Source organism: Paenibacillus sp. J31R120, assembly GCF_056269225.1.
On record NZ_JBWDNN010000002.1, the window covers coordinates 769,354 to 790,037 of the forward strand.

Here is a 20,684-nt window from a genome sequence, read left to right on the forward strand (position 1 = left end):
ATGATTTAGGAGAGTAGTCTCTGGTGCTATTATGCAAGTGTAGGATTCGTTTTGAAAGGGCCGTGTTCATATGTTGAGACGTATAGACAGCTCCCGTACCAGACGCAGCACGCTGTTTATTGCAGGCATTATCATAATGGCATTGATCAGCGCCTCGGAGCAGCTTCAATTGATTTATGGAATTACATTTGCTTTTACGAATATTATGCTCCTCCTGCTTATTCGTCTCTTCGGTCTTCGCATCGGCTTAGCCGCCGGGGTCGTCACCTACAGCTCTGCTGTGCTTTTTTTTAATGCACCTCTCTATATGGTCATCTTCCTGGTAGAAGCTTGCTGGATCGGGATCTGGCAGCGAAGGAAGCAGGTTCCCGTCCTTGTGCCCGGGATAGCCTTCTGGATCATATTGGGCACACCGCTTACACTACTGGGCTGTTATTTGTCCGGCCCCTTCTCCACGACAGAATTTATCCTTCTACTGGCTGTTACGGCAGCCAACGGCATGTTCAATGCGCTCATATCGGAAATATTGGTCGATTATCTGCCGCTTCGAAGATGGTTGAATCTCGATGAGGACAAGCATAAGCCGATTCCGTTCAGCCGGGCGTTATTTCACTTGTCGATTACGATTGTTGCCTTGCCGTTTCTGGTCATTATGATCATCAGCGGCTGGAACTCCTATCATTCTTCTACGAACACTACACTCCAGACCGTCAGCAATACCGCTTCCAGCATATCCGATGAGCTCTCGCAGTGGAGCGATGACGATAAATTGGGCGTCCGTCTTCATCATGTGATTCAGATTGGTTATTTGAACGAAATCATTAATCGGCATACATCTCAAAAGCTGTTCGATATTACGATGAGGGGCGAGCACGACAACTTGCTAGCGACCACATCGCTGAAGAGGGAAGTTGACCATCAGAAGGTGGTTACCGTACAGCCCATCGCGGATAACTTCGGCATCGAGATGCCGCAGCAGCAGAGCATCATGCTTATGCCTACGGAGCAATGGCGGGATGCCAATTATGTCTATCGGCTTCAGCTCGAGAATGTTCCGGTCTCTATTGCGGTTAGCGTACCGGTAGAGTCGTTCAAGGAACAGATCTTCCTTGAATATATCTATCATTTGTTATATACCCTTGGCAGCGTGCTTGTGGCAGGGATATTGGCATATGGCATCAATCGCTGGCTGAGCCGCGGTCTGCGGCAGCTTGCCGGCTCCACGACGAATCTGCCGATCAAGCTGAAGACAGGCGTGCCGCTAGAGTGGCCCAATAGCGGAATATTGGAGATCGACTCGCTTGTTCACAACTTCAAGGATATGTCCACGAATTTATCGTTAATGCTGCAGGATGCCGAGCGGATGAACCAACAGCTGCGCAATTCGGAAGAGCAGCTTCACCTCATGGCTTACTTCGATAATTTGACCGGATTGCCGAATCGCCATCACTTCCAGCAGACACTGGAGGCCATGCTGGCTGATTCCGGCCATAGCGACCAGAGGTTTGCCGTTATGTTCGTAGACTTGAATCGGTTCAAGCAAATTAACGATTCGCTGGGACATGCGACTGGCGATGTTCTCCTGCAAGCGGTGGCCAGCCGATTTACCGATATTGCGGAGGATCAATGCCATGTGTTCAGGTTAGGCGGGGACGAGTTTGTATTCGTGCTCCATTATGTCGACCCTTCGTCGCCTGTGGAGCTTGCAGAGCGGATATGCACTTGCTTTAATATGCCATTCGAGTTGAATGAATCGGTTATTTATACGACGACAAGCGTCGGCATCAGCCTGTATCCGGAGAATGGTTCTACCATTGATGATATCGTGAAGAAAGCGGATATGGCGATGTACAAGGCCAAGGAGCAGGGGCGAAGCAGCTACCACTTCTTTGATCATGAAATGGAGCAATCGATGAATGATAAGATGCATCTGGAGAACGGGATACGGCGGGCGCTGGAGAACAAACAGTTTTTCCTGGTGTATCAGCCGAAGGTATGTCCGAATACGGGTGCAACGATAGGGTTCGAGGCGCTAGTGCGCTGGGAGCATCATGAGATCGGGCTTATTCCTCCCGCCAGATTTATTCCGCTGGCCGAGGCTTCGGGCATGATTCTGGATATCGACATGTGGGTGTTCAGGGAGGCATGCCGGCAATCGAAGAAATGGCAGGAGCGAGGCTTCCCGTTGTTGCCGGTCTCGATTAATTTGTCGGCCAAGCACTTTGACCAGCGTAATCTGGTAGAGAACATTGTCGAAATATTAAGAGAGACGCGAATCGATCCACATATGGTTGTCATCGAGATTACGGAGAGCGTTTTTATCCGGCAGATGGAGAGTGTCATTGAGATGCTGTCTGAGCTGCGGAGCCTTGGCATTCAGATATCCATTGATGATTTCGGCACGGGATATTCGTCGTTAAGCCAGCTTCAGAGTCTCCCGGTCTCGATCGTAAAGCTGGATCGCACGTTCATTAAGGATGCCGAGCATGACGCGCGCAAGTCAGCCGTCGTACGGGCGGTGATCGAGTTGGCACACAGCATGGGGCTGAGAGTCGTGGCGGAGGGGATTGAGACAGAGGAGGAAAGAACCTTCTTCGCAGGGCTGCATTGTGATGAATTGCAAGGCTATTATTTCAGCAAGCCGCTTCGCAGCGAGCAATTCGAGCGTTACATCCGGAACGAGATGCGCAGCTTACCTTTTCAGAGACGAGGGGCGGAAGCATGAGAAATGTACGATTAATCGTTCTAGCGATTCTGATCGCGCTGACGGCTTGCGATCAGACTGTAGTAGCTCCGGAGGATGCTGAGGATCGACTGAGAGCAACACCCATCCATATGTCCAAGGACCCGGTAGAGCTCGAGTTCTGGTCCTATTATGGCGGTTGGGAGCCTATCATCGAAGCGTTCCAGATCAAGCATCCGAATGTGACGGTGCATGTGAAGACCTTTTCGAATGATGCCTATGTGAACGCTTACCAGCAGGCGATGGCAGACGGGAAGACGCCGGATGTTATGATAGCCGACAGCGAGCACTTTGGACAGTTCAGCGCGATTACGGGTCTGGAGAATCTGTTGGATTATGGCGCAGGCCAGTATGAAGACGACTTCAGCGAAAGTCTATGGAACAGCAATCTGTCGTTCGACCGCAGCTCGCTGATCGGGCTTCCGTCCGGCAGCTCACCGATGGTGACTTATTATCGCGCAGACATTCTGGAGGAGCACGGCTTTCCGTCGGACCCGGATGAGCTTGGCTTGTATATGGAGAATCCGGAAAATTGGCTCCATATTGCGCGCGCGCTGAAAGAAAGCAACAGCTATCTCGCGCTCTGGCCGATGGATGTCATCCAGTTATTCGACAGTACGCAGCCGATGTTCGTAGATAATATGGAATTCGGACGAAATACGGACGCAACCCGGAAGGCGATCGAACTGGCCAAGACTGTCTATAATGAAGGTCTCATATCGTCTTCGGACATATGGACGCAGTTCGGCTCGCAAGCGATTAAGAAGGGCAAGGTCGCAATGCTTTATATGGGAACATGGGGCGCCAATCAAATTGAGCTATGGGCGCCGGAGACGGCTGGGTTATGGAGGCAGACGCGCTTGCCGTTCAATTTGTACGGCTGGGTCAACAGCTCAAGCTTTATGATGCCTTCATCAGCGACTAACAAACGATGGGCTTATACCTTTATCGAATATTGTGTGACGGAATGGAGCATGAAGGCAATCAATAGCAACAGCGTGCCGTCGTATTACCCGGCAAGAGGACAGGCAGAGCGCCTGACGCGCAAAAACGATTTTTTTGGCGGGCAAAACCTGTATGCCTTGAACGAAATACTGGCTAAACGTATGATGGAGACAGTGCCCACACCGATTGATGTGCCCGCCAAGGCGATATGGTCCAAAGTGATCAATCAGGGGATTGAGCGCGAGCGGAACGCAGACGCGATCATCAAAGAAGCGGAGAAGGAAATTAGAGGAACGCTCGGGAAAGAGATCAATATCTTAAAGGCCTATTTGGCGGAACAGAAGAAGAAGGAAGTTGCACTTCGGTAATACGTGGAATGTATAGCCAAATGAAACCATTCGGCTGACAGAAGCGTATAACAATGTATACTAATGGATGGAATGGGGAGGCAATGGATATGAGTATTTTTCAGCGGCTGTTCAGAGTAGGCAAGGCAAATGTCAATGCGGCAATCGACAAAATGGAAGATCCGGTGAAAATGATCGATCAAGTGCTGCGTGAGCTGGATGAGGATATCGAGAAGGTAACGGCTGCCGTTACTTCGCAGATTGCGGTGGAGAAGCGGTTCGAACGCGAGCTTCAGGAAGCGACTGAGATTGTGGGCAAGCGTGACCAGCAGGCCCGTCAAGCGCTGGCAAGCGGCAACGAGACATTGGCGCGCGATGCGCTGGCGGACAAGAAGCGCCATGCGGACAAGCGCGACGCGCTTCAAGTGAACTATGACCGTGCGAAAGCGACGGCGGATAAGCTGCGTGCTCAGCTGAAGGAAATGAAGACGAAGGTTCAGGAGATGAAGACGCAGCGCAGCTCGCTGATCGCCCAAGCCGAAGCGGCCAAAGCGCAAGAGCGTATCAACAAAACGATGAGCGGCGTCGGCGTGGACAACCTGGGCGCGACATTCACCCGTATGGAAGAGAAAATCAAGCAAATGCATGATCAGGCAGACGCCGCTTACGAGCTTGCCAACGAAGGCAAGTCGCTTGACGATAAGTTCGATCAGCTGGAGAAGGATGCAAAACATACCGAGATCGACGACGAGCTTGCAGCGCTTAAAGCGGAGATCGAGGGACAGAAGTCCTAGGGGATCAAGCATTCAAAGAAATAGAAAAGCCCGGCATAGGCCGGGCTTTTTGTTATTATTGGAAGGATGAAGTATAAGTTCCTATGTAGCAGATGCAAGCTTCTGTATCCATTCCCTTGCGCCGTAAGCCATGGAATGGCTCTCCACCCTTGGCGCTTCAATGGAGCAGCATTTAAGCAGTTCGGGAAGCGCCTGGGCCTCCAGTGCGGACATGACCGCTTCCATATAACCTTTGTACTTCGGCGTACTGCCGCCGATGACCAGCACGTCCGGGTTGTACAGGTGAATCAGGTTCGCCAGTGAATAGCCCAGATAGGTTCCGGCTCTTCGCACGGTCTCCAAGGCAGCCGCATCATTCTGCTCCAGCTGCAGACGGATCGTCTCGCTGTCCACGCCGGCTTGGTTCGTGATGGCGTAGCCGCTTGCGAGCAGATCCAGAGACTTCGGTTCACCGTCAACCGACATGACCATGTAGCCGAATTCACCGCTCCAGCCTTTTGCGCCCAGCAACAGGTTTCCTTTCACGACGACACCGGATGCAATGAACGTGTCGATCATAACGACAGCGACGGTATCGCGGTCTGCGTGGTGGGCCGCCTCTGCCAGTGTAGCCGCTTTCACATCATTAATGAAGGCGACCGGGAGGTTCGATGGGGTGGAGAATTGTCCGGCTGTGACGCCGTTCAGGGCAGGTACGACATGACTCAGCTCTACCTTGTCATGGCCGGCGACAAGCCCCGGCATACCCATGCCGATTCCCTTCGGCGAATAAGGCAAGCGCTGGACGAACAGCTCAACCTCTCGTTGCAGGTGTATCAGCTCGCACTCTTTGCCTGTTGGGACCGAATGTTTCAGTAAGCCTTCCGGCGTGTCTGCGAGCAGGACCATATGGTTCCCGTCAATCTCGATGCCTACATAAGGATTCATTCTATAACTCCTCCTAAACATGCGAAACTAGAAATCATTCGAATAACATGCTACCATATATAAGTTATATTTGGCAATTTGTTCTACATGCTTCTATGAGATCGGATTTCGAATCTAGCGGCGGCATGAGGCAAGTGCAAGAAACTATTGTAATAGGATTGGTGATTATGTTTAAAAAATGGCTTAACGTCGAGCGGATTTTTCTGCTTGCCGCTATTGTTGTGGTTATCGTGCTACTATTCGCAAGAACATTCGTTGGTGTTGCGGATAACGGGGATTTTCTTCGTATTATGGGTTCTATCGGATTAAATTATTATGATGCCAGCGAGTCTTATGAGGATCGGTTTTTCCGCTTTGCTCATGCAAATTTCGCTTACGATGAGTTTTTCCGCGGCTTTTATTTGACGTCGCAGCTGATTTTGGTAGCCTTGGCCAGAGGTATCGCCAAGCTCTTCAACGGAGAAGCCTTTGATATCCGGGTGCTGGGCGTTATGTATGCGCTCTTGCTGATCACAGCGAGCTATTTGCTGATCAAATTTAACAAAACCAAATCTATCTTAACGGGAATTGCGCTGGCAGCGCTCATCCTGTTTGTATTTTTTGATATCGCTTATCTGGCTTACTTCAACTCGCTGTACGGGGAGCCGGCATCACTCGTATTCCTGCTGCTGACGATGGCGTTCGGACTGATGCTGACCAAGCAGTCGGAGTCTTCGCGAGCCGTGCTGGTTCTGTTTTTTGTATCGGCTTTGCTGCTGGTATGTTCGAAGACGCAGAATGCGCCGGTCGGCGTCGGTTTTGCGCTGCTTGGTCTGCGCTACGCTACGCTCAAGAAGGAGAAGGCATGGCGCAAGCTCGGCTTATCCCTGTCCGTGCTTACCCTAATTGTCTCAGCTGCGATGTATATCGCGGCTCCGAAGGACTTCAAAGATATTAATACGTATCAAACGGTATTTTTCGGCGTGCTGAAGGATTCACCTGACGTCGAGGGAGACTTGAGGGAGCTTGGCCTCCCGGCTCATTTGTCCGTGCTTGCGGGTACGAACTACTTTCAAGCGGATACGGCAATCAAGCAGAATGATCCATCTCTGAAGGCAGACTTCTACGATCGAATCTCGCATGCCGATGTTTTGTGGTTTTATCTCAAGAATCCCGGCAGACTGATCGGCAATATGGAATATGCTGCTGAGAACGGCATGATGATTCGCCCTTATTATTTGGGCAATTACGAGAAGAGCGAAGGAAAAACGGCAGGCGCGCTGTCGTATCAATATAGCGGCTGGAGTGAGTTCAAGAAGAGGATTTTGCCTAATCAGCTATGGTTCATTGCGGTTGTCGGTCTAGCTTATTTCGCGGCTGCGGCCTGGGAATGGATGAGAAGTGCGGACAGAAAGCGTCGCGCGGCAGTCGAATTGTTTATTTTGCTAGGACTGACGGGGGTATTCAGCTTCCTCATTCCAATTGTCGGCGACGGTCAAGCGGATATGGGCAAGCATCTGTTCTTGTTCAATGCGATCTTCGATATGATGCTGGTGACGGGAGCGGTATGGGTCATCTATCAGATCTGTTCAAGATTAAGACGGAGAGACACGATATAAGCAGCATGAATGGGATGCGATGGAAGGGATACAAGCTGGTAACGGGCTTGTATCCCTTTTTTTATGTCACGAAACGAGCGGTGAAAATATGAAACTTTGCGAATCAAAGTAACACTTTTTTGAAAATCGCTTTTCCCCTACGATGAAGAGGATGATACGATCATTCTACTGGGTAAGGGGTGTAGATATAGGATGACTCTTATTGCTCGCAAAGATAGATGGATGCGCTCTGTTCTTGCCACGATTCTGTTCCCGCTTACGCTGTTCCAAACGGCGGCTTCCCGGCGCTCTCTCCGCATCTGTAAGCCTGCAGGCCGGCTAGTCGATATTGGCACTAGAAAGCTGCATGCCCATGTGACGGGAGAGGGAGGGCCTACCGTTATTCTGGAGGCTGGTATGGGCGGCTGCTCTATCGGTTGGTCGCTGGTTCAGGAGGAGCTGTCCCGTCATTCGACAGTCTTGTCTTATGATCGGGCAGGCTTCGGCTGGAGCTCAGAGCCGATGGGGGAGCCGACATGCGAGGCCTATGTGGATGACTTGAAGCGTCTGCTGGAGGCACTCCACTTGAAGCCGCCTTACTTGCTCGTCGGACACTCGTTCGGAGGCATGATCGTAAGATTGTTCGCATCCCGCTATCCGGATGATGTGCTTGGCATCGTGCTTGTCGATGCCGCGCATGAGCGCCGCTTCCTTCCCTCACGTCGAAGTGAGTCCAGGGCCAAAGTGAGGCATGCCAACGAACGCCTGTACAAGTGGGGATACCGCCTGTCTCCGCTTGGCATTCTGCGTCTGCTGAAGAAGCATGTCGGCCATAACGGGCTTCCGGCTCATTTGCAAGCTGCCGCTATATCGGTGGGCTACAGAAACCATGCGTATCAAGCGGCTTACGAGGAATTTCTGCATATGGAGCAGAGTGCATTACAATTGGAGGGAGCACCCCCGATTTACTCCGGTACGCCTGTCCTGGTATTGACGGCGGGCAAGCAAAGCGAGGAATGGAAGCAGGATCAGCAGCCGCTCTTGTTCTTGTCGAACAAGGTGAAGCAGACGATTGTCGAGGACAGCTGGCACTCCATACAGATTTATAGGCCGCAAGCCGTAACGGAAGCGGTGCTGGAGCTGTTGTATATCAAAGAAGGCTGGCCTGAATAATGCTCCGGACGGACGTGTATAGGATGATTCACCCCGCTATATAAGGAATATTGTCGGAATTTCTGAAAAAATTTCAATTTTTAATATACGGATGGGAGAGTCGTACGGTACAATAGTGCCAAATGACGATTAGGAGGATGGGCATGGATCCGAAAAGCAATCATGCTTTTACTGAAGTAACAGACTCTCTCAAAAAAGTGGAACGGAACAAGCTGTTAACCCTGCTCAAGAACCCGCTGGAGAGCTTGCAGCTGACAGCGAAGGAATGGATTTACGGAGCATTGGGGCTGGCGGTATCATTCGTAGGTTATTTGATTTGGGTGTTAATACTGGGGAACAAAATTACCGGGCTGCTCTACAGCGCAATACCTTTCGGCGGATTGTTTACGCCAAATTCGCTTTCATTTGCGATTTTCAGCCGCATGTTCCTGTTGGGCTTGCTGTCGCTCGTCGCGCTGCTCGCGGCGTTATGGCTGGCGGGATGGTGGAGAAGCGGTGTGCAGCCGGCATGGAAGCTCTTTGTGATTCGAATTGGCGGAATTCAGTACATAACAGGAGCGGGCTTTCTGCTGTCCGGCATTTTGTCGTTCCACTTCACACTGTCGATGATGGTGCTGTCGATTACGCTGTTATCCACTCTGGCGCTTTCCTTGCAAGGAGGGCTCGTAGCGAGCGGAATCAGCAAGGAGAAGACCGCTTCTTACTTCATTGCAGCCATTACGCTGTATCTCGTATTGGCAGGCGTATTCGCCAAGCTGATTCTGTAACGGCATAAGCTTTTCTTACATCCATAAGTTGATTTAATCCTTCTACTTTGTAGGAGGATTTTTTTATTTGACCCCATATTGTCACCAGCTTAACAGCGGCAAAAACGACCCGTATTCGTAAGTTGAACTTTAAGTTGAACTTAAATTCTCAACGGCATGCACCCTCTCCTAAAGTGGATGTTTTTGTCCCTAATTGTGGAAATATCCACCTATTCGACCTAAGTAAGCGCTTCTATAATGAAGAGGCAACACCATTAAAAGTAGTTATGGGAGGGTCAAGAATATGATTAAGGGACTTAAGTTGCTGCTGATTCTTGCGCTTGGCTTCACGCTTGTACTCGCCGGCTGCTCTGGTAATGGAAGCAAGAATGATCCGAAGCCAAGCAACGGGGAAAGCACCAATAACGGCAATAAGGAGACAACTGAACCGGATAAGGTGGAGCCCTTCACCGTATCGCTCCGTCACATTCAGATCGGCGACGCACAGAAATTCCGCAAGGCGCTGCTCGACGATGTTGTCAAGAAAACAGAGGAAGAAATCCCAGGCTTGAAATTCGAGCTGGACGCGGTCGAAGATCAGGTGAACCGCTACACCAAGCTGCCAGCGGAAATGGCAGCAGGCAATCCGCCCGTTATTTTCGACTTGTTCGGCGGCATGGGCGACGCCCAGAAGTACGCAAAGGCAGGACGTCTGCTGGAGTTGACGCCGATTCTCGATGAGCTGGGCATCAAAGACAAGTTTCTGAACCTTGGCCAATTCATGGTGGGGGACAAAATATACGGCCTCCCGATCGGAGGCAATAACGAAGGTATTTTCTATAATAAGAAGCTGTTTGCCGAGCATAGCATTGCAGCACCGACATCGCTGGAGGAGCTGGAGGCAGCAGCGGCCAAGCTGAAGGAAGCGGGCGTTACCCCGTTCGCGATGGGGTCGCAGGCGGCATGGGTGCCTAACATGCTTGTGAATACGTTGATTGGCCGTTATGCGGGCCATGAGCTTGTAGAGCGCGTCTCGGACGGCTCCCTGAAGTTCAACTCCCCAGAAATTGTAGCCGCTTACTCGAAGTATGAGGAATGGGTCAAAGCGGGGTACTTCACGAAAGGCGAGCTAGGCCTCAGCTATGACCAGATGCTGAATGAATTCCTCAACAGCAAAGCAGGCATGATGTTCGATGGCAGCTGGCGCTCATCCGCATTCAAGAATGAGGAGCTGACCAAAAACATTACGCCGGAAGACGTGGGTTATGTTCCGTTCCCGGCTGTTCCAGGGGGTAAAGGCGATCAGACGTATGTGAACGGAAACTACGGCAATGGCTATGGCTTCTCAGCGACTCTGGATGATAATGAGCTAAAGGCAGTCAAGGCCTTTATCAAGAACCTGTACAATGACGACATGCAGCTTCGGGGATTGCTGGAAGACGGCGTATTGCCGGCTATGAAGCTTTCGCCTGAAGTAATGGGCACGGTAGAGGACCCGGTTGTGAAGCAGGTGCTGGATGTAGCGGCAGCCTCTGGCGGCGCCTTCTCCCACTTTGAGATCAGCATCCCGTCGAAGGTCTATACCGAGACAGAGACGCAGCTCCAGGCCATTATTGCGGGGCAAGCAACGGCTCAGCAGGCAGGCGACGCGATTCAGAAAATACTTGACGCGGAGGCTGGCAAGTAAGGGCGCACATGAACGAAATGAAGGCGCGGCCCGCTCCCTGTGGGCGGCGTCTTCTTCCCGCACATAGAGGGGCTCCTCTTGCAATCGGCACAGGCACAACAGGCTATATTTTGTAGGAAGGAGAGAGGATTGAAGATGAGAAGCGCCTTGAAAAATCCGTACGTATACGCCTTGTTCGTCATTCCGACGATCGGCATGTACTTCCTCTTCACAATTTATCCCATGCTTTCATCGGCATATTACGCGTTTACGGATTGGGACGGCCTGAACGCGCCGAAGTATATCGGGTTCCATAATTTCACTACCGCTCTGCAAGATTCTTATTTCCAAAAATCAATCGTCAACAATATGTATTTCATTCTTTTTTCCGTATTCGTACAGGTCCCGATCATAATCTTTTTCGCTATTCTGATTGGTAGCGTGAAGCGGCTTCAAGGCTTCTACAAAACAACGGTGTTCGTGCCGGCGATTCTATCCACAGCTGTTATCGGCATTCTATGGCAATTCATCTATAACCCGGAGGCCGGCATCGTGAACAAGTTTCTAGGCTTGTTCGGCATCGATACGATCTACTGGCTGGCGGATACGCGATTCGCGTTATGGGCTATTCTCATTACGAATGCGTGGCAGTGGATGGGCTTCTATATCGTGCTGGTATTAGCTGCTATATTGGCAATTCCGCGAGAATTGAATGAGGCGGCAGAGATCGATGGAGCCGGAGGCTTCCAGAGAGCGATCCGCATCACCGTTCCGCTGATCAAGCCCATTATTTCCGTAATTGTCATGCTGTCTATCGCAGGGGCCATGAGAGTGGTAGATATCGTGCTTGTCATGACTAAAGGAGGGCCTGTAAGTTCGACTGAGGTTATGGCTTCCTATATGGTCAACCGAGCGATTCGCTACGGCGAATACGGCTACGGCACCTCTCTCGCGCTGCTGATCTTTGTCATTGCGCTTGTATTAACAGCCCTGTATCAACTGACCTTTGGCCGCACGAAGGAAGAGGTGACTTATTGATGCTGCTCGCTAAGGCAAGAAGAACGCTGCCGCATATCGTTCTCATGATCTATGTTGCGGCTGTGCTTATCCCCTTTGTCTTCGTAGTCTTCTCTTCCCTGAAGGACAACAATATTGATATTGCGGAGAATCCATTCGGCTTCCCGACTGAACTGGTATTTCAAAATTATATCGATGCATGGGTATCGGCCAAAATCAGCACGTATTTCTTCAACAGCGCTTATCTGTCGCTGACATCGGGCGTAGCGGGCGTTATCCTCTCAGCTGCGACGGCGTTCGCGCTGACCCGCATGCGACTGATTCGTACGAGCAAAGTGATTTATCAGGTTGTCTTGATTGGCATGCTTATACCGAGCAATGTATTGTTCATTGCGCAATATATTCTCGTATCCGATCTGGGGCTGCTTAATACACACTGGTCATTATTCTTGCCCTACACAGCAGGAGCGCTTCCGATCAGCGTGCTTCTGATCGCTGCATTCATGAAAGCGATACCGGGTGAGCTGGAGGAAGCGGCCATTATGGATGGGCTCGGGTCGATTGGTCTATTCTTCCGGATTATTATGCCCGTCACGATTCCGGCGCTTGTTACCGTATTTATTGTGAACTTTCTTGGTGTATGGAACGAATACTTATTATCCAACTTCTTTATTAGCAAGGATGCGCTTCGTACTTTGCCTACGGGCATGGTTGGCTTTCGGGACGCATACCAGACGAATTACGCGTATATATGCGCGGGCATTGTATTCAGCGTGTTGCCTGTCCTTGTTCTGTATGCATTCCTGCAAGACAAGATCATTGAAGGCATTACGGCCGGAAGCGTGAAGGGCTAGGGGCCAGGGCGGGAGGAGAGAGACATGTCGCTTCGCTTCAAGCTGTTCGCCGCGTTTCTTGCCTTGATCATCCTGCCATTATTTCTGCTTGGCATAGCCGCGTATTACTTTATATCGCAGGCGGTGGAGAAAAATTATGCGCAGCAGGCGGAGCTGACGCTGCGGGCGCTCAGGCAGAACGTCGAGTTCGTATTCAGCGAGATGAACAAGGTGACGGACAGTACGATCGCAAGCATGGCGCTGCAAGAGATGCTGAATCAGAAGGGATACGACATGGAGCACTTATCCCAGATTCATATGCTGGAGCTGAATGAGATACAGCAAAATTTCCGCAGTCTGCTGATCAATCATCCCTCCGTTAGCTTCGCGCTCATGTATCCGCTGGAGGACAACCGCGTTATTCCGATTTACTCCAAAGATTATTTCGAAGCATTGCCTTTCTCCAAGCTGAAGGAGCATCCGATTTATGCGGAAGTGCGCCGCCGCGACGGCCTGCCTTTGTGGGTGGGGCCGTATGAGTATCCGGAGCTGACGAGCTCAGACCCTATCTTTACCCAAATCCGCGTGGTCAAGGACCTGGAGACGCTGGAGGACAAGGGGATTTTGCTTGTTCAGACCAAAAACTCTGCCCTTGATGCCGTATTCCGGTATTTTCGCTTCAATCAGGAACGGTATAGCACCCGGTTTTTCATTGTGAACAGGGATGGCCAAATCCTGTACGACAGCTCTCAGGAAATGAATGGCGAGGCGATTGCGGACTATACCGACAATCGTTTTCAGCTTAATCCGTCATTTCTAAGCGCAAGGCAGGCATTTCAATCTGAGGATAGCGTCGTGTCCAGCGTCAGCCTGCACAAGGAGAACTGGCATTTGGTGTCTGTCGCCTCCTGGAGCTCGTTATCGAGTCAAATCGACCAGTACGCAAGATGGGTGGCGGCCTTGCTCACTATAACCGTACTGCTCGCGATGTTCTTCCTGTTGTTCTCGGTCAATCGGATCGCGAAGACGATTATTCGGGTCGTACGATTCATGCGGAGAGTGGAAGAAGGCGAGCTAGGTATACGGATGGCCGTACAGGGTAGAGATGAGCTGGGGCTGCTCGCCAGCGGATTGAATAGCTTGATCGCGCGCATCCAGCACTTACTGGAGAGGATTAGGCAGGAGCAAGAGCAGAAGAATCGCGCGGAGATGCGTGTCCTGCAGACGCAGATCAAGCCGCATTTCATTTTTAATACGTTGGAATCCATCAATGTGCTTGCGGTACAGAATGAGGGCAAGAAGGTAAGTCAGATGGTGTTGAGACTGGCGAGCATCTTGCGGATCAGCTTCAAGGGGCAGGAAGAAATTCCGCTGCGCCAGGAAATCGAGCATTTGATCAGTTATTTGGAAATTCAGAAGTTCCGCTTTGCCGACAGCTTTGATTATTCAATTGACATACCCGAAAGCCTGCTTGCTTGTACGCTCCAGAAGCTGACGCTTCAGCCGCTTGTCGAGAACTGCATTCAGCATGGATTCGACGGTCTGGAACGGAGGGGGAGCATTCGGATTCGCGCTAGCTCCGACGGTGAGCGCATACGGGTAACGGTGGAGGATAACGGCATCGGGATGAACGGCGAAATGCTGGCCCGATTTCAATATATGGCATCGGATGACAACAACCTGATTCCGAACCAAAGCGGCGCAGAGCATAACCCGGAGCGCAGGGGACTCGGCATTCGCAGCGTCGCGGATCGGATTCGCATTCAGTATGGCCCGACCTACGGACTTCTCATATGCTCGATGCCGGGGGACGGGACAAAGGTGCAGTGCATCCTACCAAAGACGGGACCGGGTGATAACCATGAAAATAAAGGCCATGCTGGTTGATGATGAATTGCCGATCTTGCTTAACTTGAAGGCTGTTCTGCCATGGGAGGACATGGGGATCGAGGTGGCGGCGCTTGCGCGCAACGGCAAGGAGGCGCTCCAGCACTTCCGGGAGCTGAAGCCGGACCTTGTGCTGTGCGATATCCGGATGCCGGTCATGGACGGCATGGCATTCTTGTCGGAAGCCCGCAAGGACGATGCGGAATGCGACTTTCTTATGCTGACGGGCTATCAGGAATTCGAATATGCAAGGGAAGCGCTCCAAAGAGGGGTTCGCGACTACATTCTAAAACCAATCGATTATGAGCAGCTGGAGCAATCTGTGCGTCAAGTATGCGGACAAATCCGTACCCGAAAGCAGGATCGGTTGCAGGAGGTAGAGCGGTGGGGTCGTATGGCAAGTATGGCATACGAAAAGCAGCTCTATCATGCCCTGCTGGGCCTCCATACAGAAGGTGAAAGTGTATGGCTGCCGGAGCATGGAATGGCGCCCGATCGTCTCTGGTTTTCGCTTTATCTTGCCGATATCGATCAATATGCCGAGCTTTCCTTGCAATGGTCGGATCAAGAGAGAAGAAGCCGAAATGCTGAGATTACGGGGACGCTGAGGCAACTGGTGGCAGCTGATGGATGCCCGGTTGCGGTCATGCAGCTGCGTGAAGGAGAGTGGTGCCTGGTCGAGCAGCGAGAAAGAGGCGCGAATTGGCGAATCCGCGCAGACCATGCGAACGAGCGGCTGCAGCAGCTGCGGGAAGGCATAGAGGAGCGAATGAAGCTGCCGATCAGCTTCGTGGCGTACCCTGAAGGAATAAGGATGACCGAAATGGAGTCTGCGTACAAGAAGCTGCAGCGGATGCTTCTGCAGTCTGCCGGCAACTGGAAGCTGGTTTGTGCCAGAGATAAAGCTGCGAATGCCGAGCTGAGTGAACACCCGTCCCTTTGGCGGGCGGTGGATGTCATTGTCTCAAAAATGAGGAAGCTGGATCAGAGTGCGATGAGCCAAGCACTGATGGATTTGAAGCATTGTGTCATTAAGGAGCAGGAACAAGAGCTTTACTGTGCGGAGAAGGTTCTCCATTATTTGCTGCTTCATCTGCTTCGTGAATTGAGAGAGATGAATATGATTGCACCACAGGAGGAAGAGAAGATATGGCGAAAGCTTCAGCATAGCATTAGCGTAAAAAATGTGATGGAGATGATCATCGAACTGGTGGATGATGCAATGGATAAGGCCTTTAGCAAAAAAACAGCCGAGGTGCTGATGTTATCTGCAAAGGATTATATCCATAGGCGACTGTCGGGTGATCTGGGGGTTGAGGAGCTGGCCAATTATCTGGGGATCAGCGTTAGTTATTTCAGTCTGCTGTTCAAGTCGCACTTCGGGGAGACATTCGTCGAGTACGTTACCCGGCTTCGTATGGAGATGGCGCAGTCGCTGCTGCTGACGACGGACAAAACCGTAACGGAAATCGGTTCGGTGTCGGGCTATTCGGAGCGCAGATATTTCACGAAAGTATTTCAAAAGTTTTCTGGCATGACACCATCCGAGTATCGCGAGCATCATCAGGTGGAGAGGTAGTAGAGGAGATTCTCCTTGGCGCATAACTTGCGCCAAGGCTTTTTTGCGTTTAGCTCCATATGCCGATGGTCATAATGGGAGGAGATGATCAACAGGAGAAGGTAGCGTGCCTATGCAGCATAAGAAAGCGGCCCGTAATAGGACTCATCAGCAAGAAGACCGGCTTTGGGATGAATACGAATCGTTGCCGATTGAACCGAAGGTCTCAGCCAATATGAACAGGATCATGCTGGACCTGGGCGACAGTGATGATGTCGTAATCCGGGAGATGCGTCGTGAGGGGTCGGATACCGTTGCCGCTGCGGTCGTCTATATGGACGGCCTGTCCGACTCCGCTGTAATCAATAGCTTTATTTCTAATTTGCTGTCCCGTTCCGTTCAGCATGGTGGACATGAGGAGGAAGCCAGCCGGACAAAGGGAAATCAGGAGACAGACATAGCAAGCATTGCCGAGGAGATGTTGTTCGGCATGGGCTCTATACGTACGGTTACCCATATGGCCGACTTGTACCGCAATCTGCTGTCAGGTGAAGCCATTATTCTAATAGACGAGGCAACTTATGCTTATCGGGCGGATATTCGCCATTGGAAGGGCCGCGACGTTACCGAATCGACGAACCAGACCTCCGTTAGAGGTCCGCGCGAGAGCTTCACAGAAACGTTGCGAGTCAATACCTCTTTAATCCGGCGCAAAATTAAAGACCCTCGGCTTTGGCTGGAGACGATGTCGATCGGGCGTATGACCAGGACGGACGTAACGTTAATGTATATGAACGGCATTGCCAAGCCATCGGTTATTGAAGAGACGCGAAAGCGTCTTCGAGCTATTGATATCGACAGCGTGCTGGACAGCGGCTATCTTGAGGAGCTCATTGAGGATGGGAAATATTCGTTGTTCCCGACAGTCTTCAACTCCGAACTTCCGGATAATGTTGCTTCCCAGCTGCTGGAGGGCAAAGTGGCAATTGTGGTCGACGGTACTCCGAATGTGCTGCTCGTCCCGACTCAGTTTGTTTCGTTTTTTCAATCGACGGAGGATTATTATCAGCGATCAGTCTATGCGAGCCTGCTGCGCATACTGAGATTTATAAGCGTATTTATCTCTTTGCTGCTGCCGTCGCTATACATTGCGATTACGACCTTTCATCGGGAGATGCTTCCGGCCTCCTTGCTGTTCAGCCTTGCTGCGCAGCGCGAAGGCGTCCCGTTCCCGGCGTTTATCGAAGCGCTTGTCATGGAGCTCACCTTCGAGATCCTGCGCGAAGCGGGGCTGCGCATGCCGCGGGCAATCGGCCAGGCGGTCTCCGTCGTTGGGACGCTCGTGATCGGGCAAGCGGCGGTGGAGGCGGGCATTGTCTCTGCTGCCATGGTTATCGTCGTATCGGTAACGGCGATATCTACCTTTACGCTGCCGGCTTACAGCATGTCGATCCCGGTACGTATTCTCCGCTTTGCATTTATGGCAGTAGCCGCGAGCTTCGGTTTGTTCGGCGTCATTATGGGCTTGTTCGTGCTGCTGCTCCACTTATGCGCTCTTCGTTCCTTCGGAGAGCCGTTTATGTCTCCATTCTCGCCTTTTAGGGCAGTTGAATTGGAGGATACGCTTGTCCGGTTGCCGAGATGGCTCATGTTCAAGCGTCCCGGAACTTCAGAAGGGACTGGCAGCACGCGGATACGGAGGCGTGGGTAAGGAGGAGCAAGCATGTGGACCAGAGTGACCATTATCGTGCTTTGCCTGGCCATGCTTACTGGCTGTTGGAGCAGGCGCGAGCTGAACGAGATATTAATCGTGCTCGGAGTAGGCCTTGATTGGGAGGAAGGGGAGTATCTCGTTTCCTTCCAAGTTGTGAGTCCAAGCGAAATATCGGCGCAGAAGAAAACGGGTGAACGTCCGCCGGGATCGCTTTTTCAAGGAAGAGGCAAGACGGTGTTCGAGGCGGCAAGAGCGGTTACGGCAGAAGCGCCTCGGAAGATGTATTTTGGCCATCTGCAGCTCTACGTTGTAAGCGAGGCGCTCGCCAAACAAGGGGTGCATGATTTTATTGACAATATTTTAAGAGATAATGAGCTGCGAATGGACTTTAATCTGGTTGTTGCCAGAGGAACAAGGGCGGAGAATGTGCTGAAGCTGTATACCCCTATCGAGAAACTGCCTACGTACAGCATGCTTCAATCGCTGCGCAACTCCCAGAAGCTATGGGCGCCTACGGTATCCATTACGATGGATGAGGTGCTTGACCGTCTGTCAAGCGACGGCTATGAGCTTGCATTGACGGGAATCCAACTATTCGGCGATCCGGCGGCTGGGGACTCTCCGCGTAATGTGAAATCATTCCTTCCCTCACGAAGATACCGCTATAAAGGTATTGCCGTGTTCAAGGATGATCGACTAGTCGGGTGGTTGAATGAAAAGGAAAGTAAAGGCTACACGGATATTACGGATAATCTAAGAAGCTCAACGATCGAGCTTTCATGCGGCTCACGCCATTATATTGGGATCGAAATCACGTCTTCGGAAACCAAGATGAAGACCAAACTGGTGGACGGCATGCCCGTAGTCATGATTGAGTTAAGAACGGAGGCTGCGGTCGTTAATATGCCTTGCACGCATATAGACCTGACAGACCCGGCTGCGATAAGCAAGCTGGAAGAAGATTCTGCATTATCCATCGAGTCCAATGCCATGGCGGCGGTCAAGCGGGCAAAGGAATTAAAATCGGATGTGTTCGGATTCGGCAATCAATTAGGCAAGGATCATCCCGCTTACTGGAAGCGTGTAAGGGACGACTGGAACGAGAAATATTTCCCTGAAGCGGAGATTCAGTACGACATTAAGGTGTTTATTCGCAAGACGGGCACGACGGGCAATACGACACTGAAGAAGTAAGTATGCAGGAAGGTGAGGCTGATGAGTTCATTGTTTGGCGTATTAGCCCTTGCGGCAGCTGCAGTATGGCTGGAAGCGCCCCGACTCATTCATAGGGGTCACAAGCTTGAACTTGCTATATTCTTCGTACTATTGGCAATTGGTGTTGCGCTCTATGGCGCGCTGGTTATGGAAGTCAGCCTCCCTAATCCGTTCTTGCTGGTTAAGATGATGTTCGGTTGGGTGATGTGATCGTTTATGCCGCCTTATAAGGGGGAAACAACTTGGAATTCACGAATGCGAAAATTTCCGTCAGGCAATTCCAAATCTTAATCATCCTGGGCCTGACCGGAGATTCAATCTTGATATTGCCGACGATTATTGCGTCCTCGGCAAAGCAGAATGCGTGGATATCCATGCTTATCGCTTATGCAGTTGGTCTTGTGCTAGGGGGATTCTTCGCTGCGATTGCAAATCGAATGCAAGGAGACAGTCTCATTGACGCTTCACGCAGAGCGTTAGGGGGATGGTTAGGCAGCGTTGTGGGATTGCTGTTTCTGTTCAACTTCTTTATGTGCAGCTTGACGCTTGTAAGCGAGCTTAGCCAATTCATGACGACACAGCTCATGGCGGAGACGCCTGTGAACGCGATAATCCTCATTTTCTTGACGGTAGTTATTGTAGCGTATCGTTATGGCATAGAGGCTTTTGCTCGTATGGGGGAATTGCTGTTCCCGGCGTTCACGGCATTGTTTATGGTATTGGCCATATTGTCTCTATCCCAGGCTGATATTGAGAATGTAAAGCCGATTGCAGCAGAAGGGTTATGGCCTATTGTTAACGGCGCCATCCCGGTCGTGTCCGTCGCATTCATGGAGATGGTAGTTTTGCTTGCGCTCGTTCCTTATGTAGCGACCGACAAGAAGCTGACCAAGCCTATTATGAAGAGCTTTGCGACTGGCGGCCTCTTTCTGTTCATTGTGGTCGGACTTTGCGTGCTCGTGCTGGGGCCGAATTTAATGGAGACCAAATATTATCCGACGTTCGTACTGGCTCAGAAAATAGCAGTTGGCAACTTTCTTGAACGTTTGGAAGCGATTCTGGCCTTTTTATGGATTATCACGGTGTTTTACAAAACGCTGCTGTTGTTTTTTGCTCTTACAAGCGGATTGGCGCATTGGCTGAGGCTCCGTGAAAGCAGAATGCTAACGATCCCGCTTGGCATGATTATGCTGGTGCTGACCGTCGTCGGCACGCCTAACATAACCGTGTATTATCAAATTCTAAAACGATATTACAATTGGTTTGATCTTGTGTTCTGCTTCTTTGTTCCGCTGCTGCTTCTTATCGGTCTGCTCGTAAGAAAAAAGAAAGGCAAAGCCGCCAGCTCCTGATCTCATTGTAGAAGGAGTAGGACGACGCCAAGGACATCTTTATGGCGGAGTTTCTCACTGCCACATGGTTCATCGATCGAATGACAAGCCGCCCCGGCGCTGGGGCGGCTTGTTTCATGATTTTGGCATAGAAAATATTGGGGGAGGGCATAAATAAGGGATGCGAGGGACGGTAGGATAGCGTGAAGAG

16 protein-coding genes are annotated in these 20,684 nt (G+C 51.2%); 15 read left to right on the forward strand and 1 reads right to left on the reverse strand.

The genetic code is table 11. The features are described 5' to 3' along the window. The first annotated feature begins 70 nt into the window (after nucleotides 1-70). From AC0YNW_RS09990 to AC0YNW_RS10000, 3 genes are all read left to right on the forward strand, one after another. Nucleotides 71-2,725, forward strand: coding sequence for a putative bifunctional diguanylate cyclase/phosphodiesterase (locus tag AC0YNW_RS09990; RefSeq protein ID WP_475831823.1), 2,655 nt, complete (start codon nucleotides 71-73; stop codon nucleotides 2,723-2,725). After that, complete coding sequence (locus AC0YNW_RS09995; protein ID WP_475831824.1) at nucleotides 2,722-4,056, forward strand: ABC transporter substrate-binding protein; 1,335 nt, start codon at nucleotides 2,722-2,724, stop codon at nucleotides 4,054-4,056. Before AC0YNW_RS09990 ends, AC0YNW_RS09995 begins: the two co-directional genes overlap by 4 nt. 89 nt (nucleotides 4,057-4,145) lie before the next feature. Continuing rightward, entirely contained in the window at nucleotides 4,146-4,829 is a 684-nt protein-coding gene (locus AC0YNW_RS10000) for a PspA/IM30 family protein (protein ID WP_387469915.1), read from the forward strand. An 81-nt stretch (nucleotides 4,830-4,910) separates the two neighbouring features. On the opposite strand, the gene AC0YNW_RS10005 is transcribed toward AC0YNW_RS10000, so the two are convergent. Continuing rightward, entirely contained in the window at nucleotides 4,911-5,756 is an 846-nt protein-coding gene (locus AC0YNW_RS10005) for an ROK family protein (protein ID WP_475831825.1), read from the reverse strand. Between the two features lie 167 nt (nucleotides 5,757-5,923). Between AC0YNW_RS10005 and wsfD the strand changes: the two genes are divergently transcribed. The 12 genes from wsfD to AC0YNW_RS10065 all read left to right on the forward strand — a co-directional run bounded on the left by wsfD (nucleotide 5,924) and on the right by AC0YNW_RS10065 (nucleotide 20,494). Beyond that, a complete protein-coding gene (wsfD, locus tag AC0YNW_RS10010) occupies nucleotides 5,924-7,354 on the forward strand; it encodes a glycan biosynthesis hexose transferase WsfD (protein WP_475831826.1) in 1,431 nt (476 codons plus the stop codon). A gap of 192 nt (nucleotides 7,355-7,546) precedes the next feature. Next, nucleotides 7,547-8,506, forward strand: coding sequence for an alpha/beta hydrolase (locus AC0YNW_RS10015; protein ID WP_475831827.1), 960 nt, complete (start codon nucleotides 7,547-7,549; stop codon nucleotides 8,504-8,506). A gap of 143 nt (nucleotides 8,507-8,649) precedes the next feature. Next, nucleotides 8,650-9,273 (forward strand): hypothetical protein, encoded by a 624-nt coding sequence (locus AC0YNW_RS10020; RefSeq protein ID WP_475831828.1) that lies wholly within the window; start codon nucleotides 8,650-8,652, stop codon nucleotides 9,271-9,273. Between the two features lie 283 nt (nucleotides 9,274-9,556). After that, nucleotides 9,557-10,939, forward strand: a complete 1,383-nt coding sequence (locus tag AC0YNW_RS10025) for an extracellular solute-binding protein (RefSeq protein ID WP_387469905.1) — start codon at nucleotides 9,557-9,559, stop codon at nucleotides 10,937-10,939. 135 nt (nucleotides 10,940-11,074) lie between these two features. After that, nucleotides 11,075-11,956: a carbohydrate ABC transporter permease gene (locus AC0YNW_RS10030; RefSeq protein ID WP_387469903.1), complete on the forward strand. Its 882-nt coding sequence runs from the start codon at nucleotides 11,075-11,077 to the stop codon at nucleotides 11,954-11,956. Beyond that, complete coding sequence (locus AC0YNW_RS10035; RefSeq protein ID WP_475832201.1) at nucleotides 11,956-12,789, forward strand: carbohydrate ABC transporter permease; 834 nt, start codon at nucleotides 11,956-11,958, stop codon at nucleotides 12,787-12,789. Before AC0YNW_RS10030 ends, AC0YNW_RS10035 begins: the two co-directional genes overlap by 1 nt. Nucleotides 12,790-12,813: 24 nt before the next feature. Next, nucleotides 12,814-14,655, forward strand: coding sequence for a cache domain-containing sensor histidine kinase (locus AC0YNW_RS10040; RefSeq protein WP_475831829.1), 1,842 nt, complete (start codon nucleotides 12,814-12,816; stop codon nucleotides 14,653-14,655). Beyond that, nucleotides 14,630-16,234, forward strand: coding sequence for a response regulator transcription factor (locus AC0YNW_RS10045; RefSeq protein WP_475831830.1), 1,605 nt, complete (start codon nucleotides 14,630-14,632; stop codon nucleotides 16,232-16,234). The genes AC0YNW_RS10040 and AC0YNW_RS10045 overlap by 26 nt, the downstream gene beginning before the upstream one ends. Nucleotides 16,235-16,346: 112 nt before the next feature. Next, a complete protein-coding gene (locus tag AC0YNW_RS10050) occupies nucleotides 16,347-17,924 on the forward strand; it encodes a spore germination protein (protein WP_475832202.1) in 1,578 nt (525 codons plus the stop codon). A gap of 12 nt (nucleotides 17,925-17,936) precedes the next feature. Continuing rightward, nucleotides 17,937-19,121 carry a Ger(x)C family spore germination protein gene (locus AC0YNW_RS10055; RefSeq protein WP_387469895.1) on the forward strand — a complete coding sequence of 395 codons (1,185 nt, stop codon included), beginning with the start codon at nucleotides 17,937-17,939 and terminating at the stop codon, nucleotides 19,119-19,121. Between the two features lie 21 nt (nucleotides 19,122-19,142). Then, on the forward strand, nucleotides 19,143-19,352 hold the full coding sequence (locus AC0YNW_RS10060; RefSeq protein WP_475831831.1) for a hypothetical protein: 210 nt from the start codon (nucleotides 19,143-19,145) through the stop codon (nucleotides 19,350-19,352). A 32-nt stretch (nucleotides 19,353-19,384) separates the two neighbouring features. Continuing rightward, on the forward strand, nucleotides 19,385-20,494 hold the full coding sequence (locus tag AC0YNW_RS10065; RefSeq protein WP_475831832.1) for a GerAB/ArcD/ProY family transporter: 1,110 nt from the start codon (nucleotides 19,385-19,387) through the stop codon (nucleotides 20,492-20,494). The last annotated feature ends 190 nt before the right edge of the window (nucleotides 20,495-20,684 follow it).

Bases quoted from the DNA above. Each gene is read 5' to 3' on its own strand.
- AC0YNW_RS09990 (WP_475831823.1), top strand. From the start codon at position 71: ATGTTGAGACGTATAGACAGCTCCCGTACCAGACGCAGCACGCTGTTT.
- AC0YNW_RS09995 (WP_475831824.1), top strand. From the start codon at position 2,722: ATGAGAAATGTACGATTAATCGTTCTAGCGATTCTGATCGCGCTGACG.
- AC0YNW_RS10000 (WP_387469915.1), top strand. From the start codon at position 4,146: ATGAGTATTTTTCAGCGGCTGTTCAGAGTAGGCAAGGCAAATGTCAAT.
- AC0YNW_RS10005 (WP_475831825.1), bottom strand. From the start codon at position 5,756: ATGAATCCTTATGTAGGCATCGAGATTGACGGGAACCATATGGTCCTG.
- wsfD (WP_475831826.1), top strand. From the start codon at position 5,924: ATGTTTAAAAAATGGCTTAACGTCGAGCGGATTTTTCTGCTTGCCGCT.
- AC0YNW_RS10015 (WP_475831827.1), top strand. From the start codon at position 7,547: ATGACTCTTATTGCTCGCAAAGATAGATGGATGCGCTCTGTTCTTGCC.
- AC0YNW_RS10020 (WP_475831828.1), top strand. From the start codon at position 8,650: ATGGATCCGAAAAGCAATCATGCTTTTACTGAAGTAACAGACTCTCTC.
- AC0YNW_RS10025 (WP_387469905.1), top strand. From the start codon at position 9,557: ATGATTAAGGGACTTAAGTTGCTGCTGATTCTTGCGCTTGGCTTCACG.
- AC0YNW_RS10030 (WP_387469903.1), top strand. From the start codon at position 11,075: ATGAGAAGCGCCTTGAAAAATCCGTACGTATACGCCTTGTTCGTCATT.
- AC0YNW_RS10035 (WP_475832201.1), top strand. From the start codon at position 11,956: ATGCTGCTCGCTAAGGCAAGAAGAACGCTGCCGCATATCGTTCTCATG.
- AC0YNW_RS10040 (WP_475831829.1), top strand. From the start codon at position 12,814: ATGTCGCTTCGCTTCAAGCTGTTCGCCGCGTTTCTTGCCTTGATCATC.
- AC0YNW_RS10045 (WP_475831830.1), top strand. From the start codon at position 14,630: ATGAAAATAAAGGCCATGCTGGTTGATGATGAATTGCCGATCTTGCTT.
- AC0YNW_RS10050 (WP_475832202.1), top strand. From the start codon at position 16,347: ATGCAGCATAAGAAAGCGGCCCGTAATAGGACTCATCAGCAAGAAGAC.
- AC0YNW_RS10055 (WP_387469895.1), top strand. From the start codon at position 17,937: ATGTGGACCAGAGTGACCATTATCGTGCTTTGCCTGGCCATGCTTACT.
- AC0YNW_RS10060 (WP_475831831.1), top strand. From the start codon at position 19,143: ATGAGTTCATTGTTTGGCGTATTAGCCCTTGCGGCAGCTGCAGTATGG.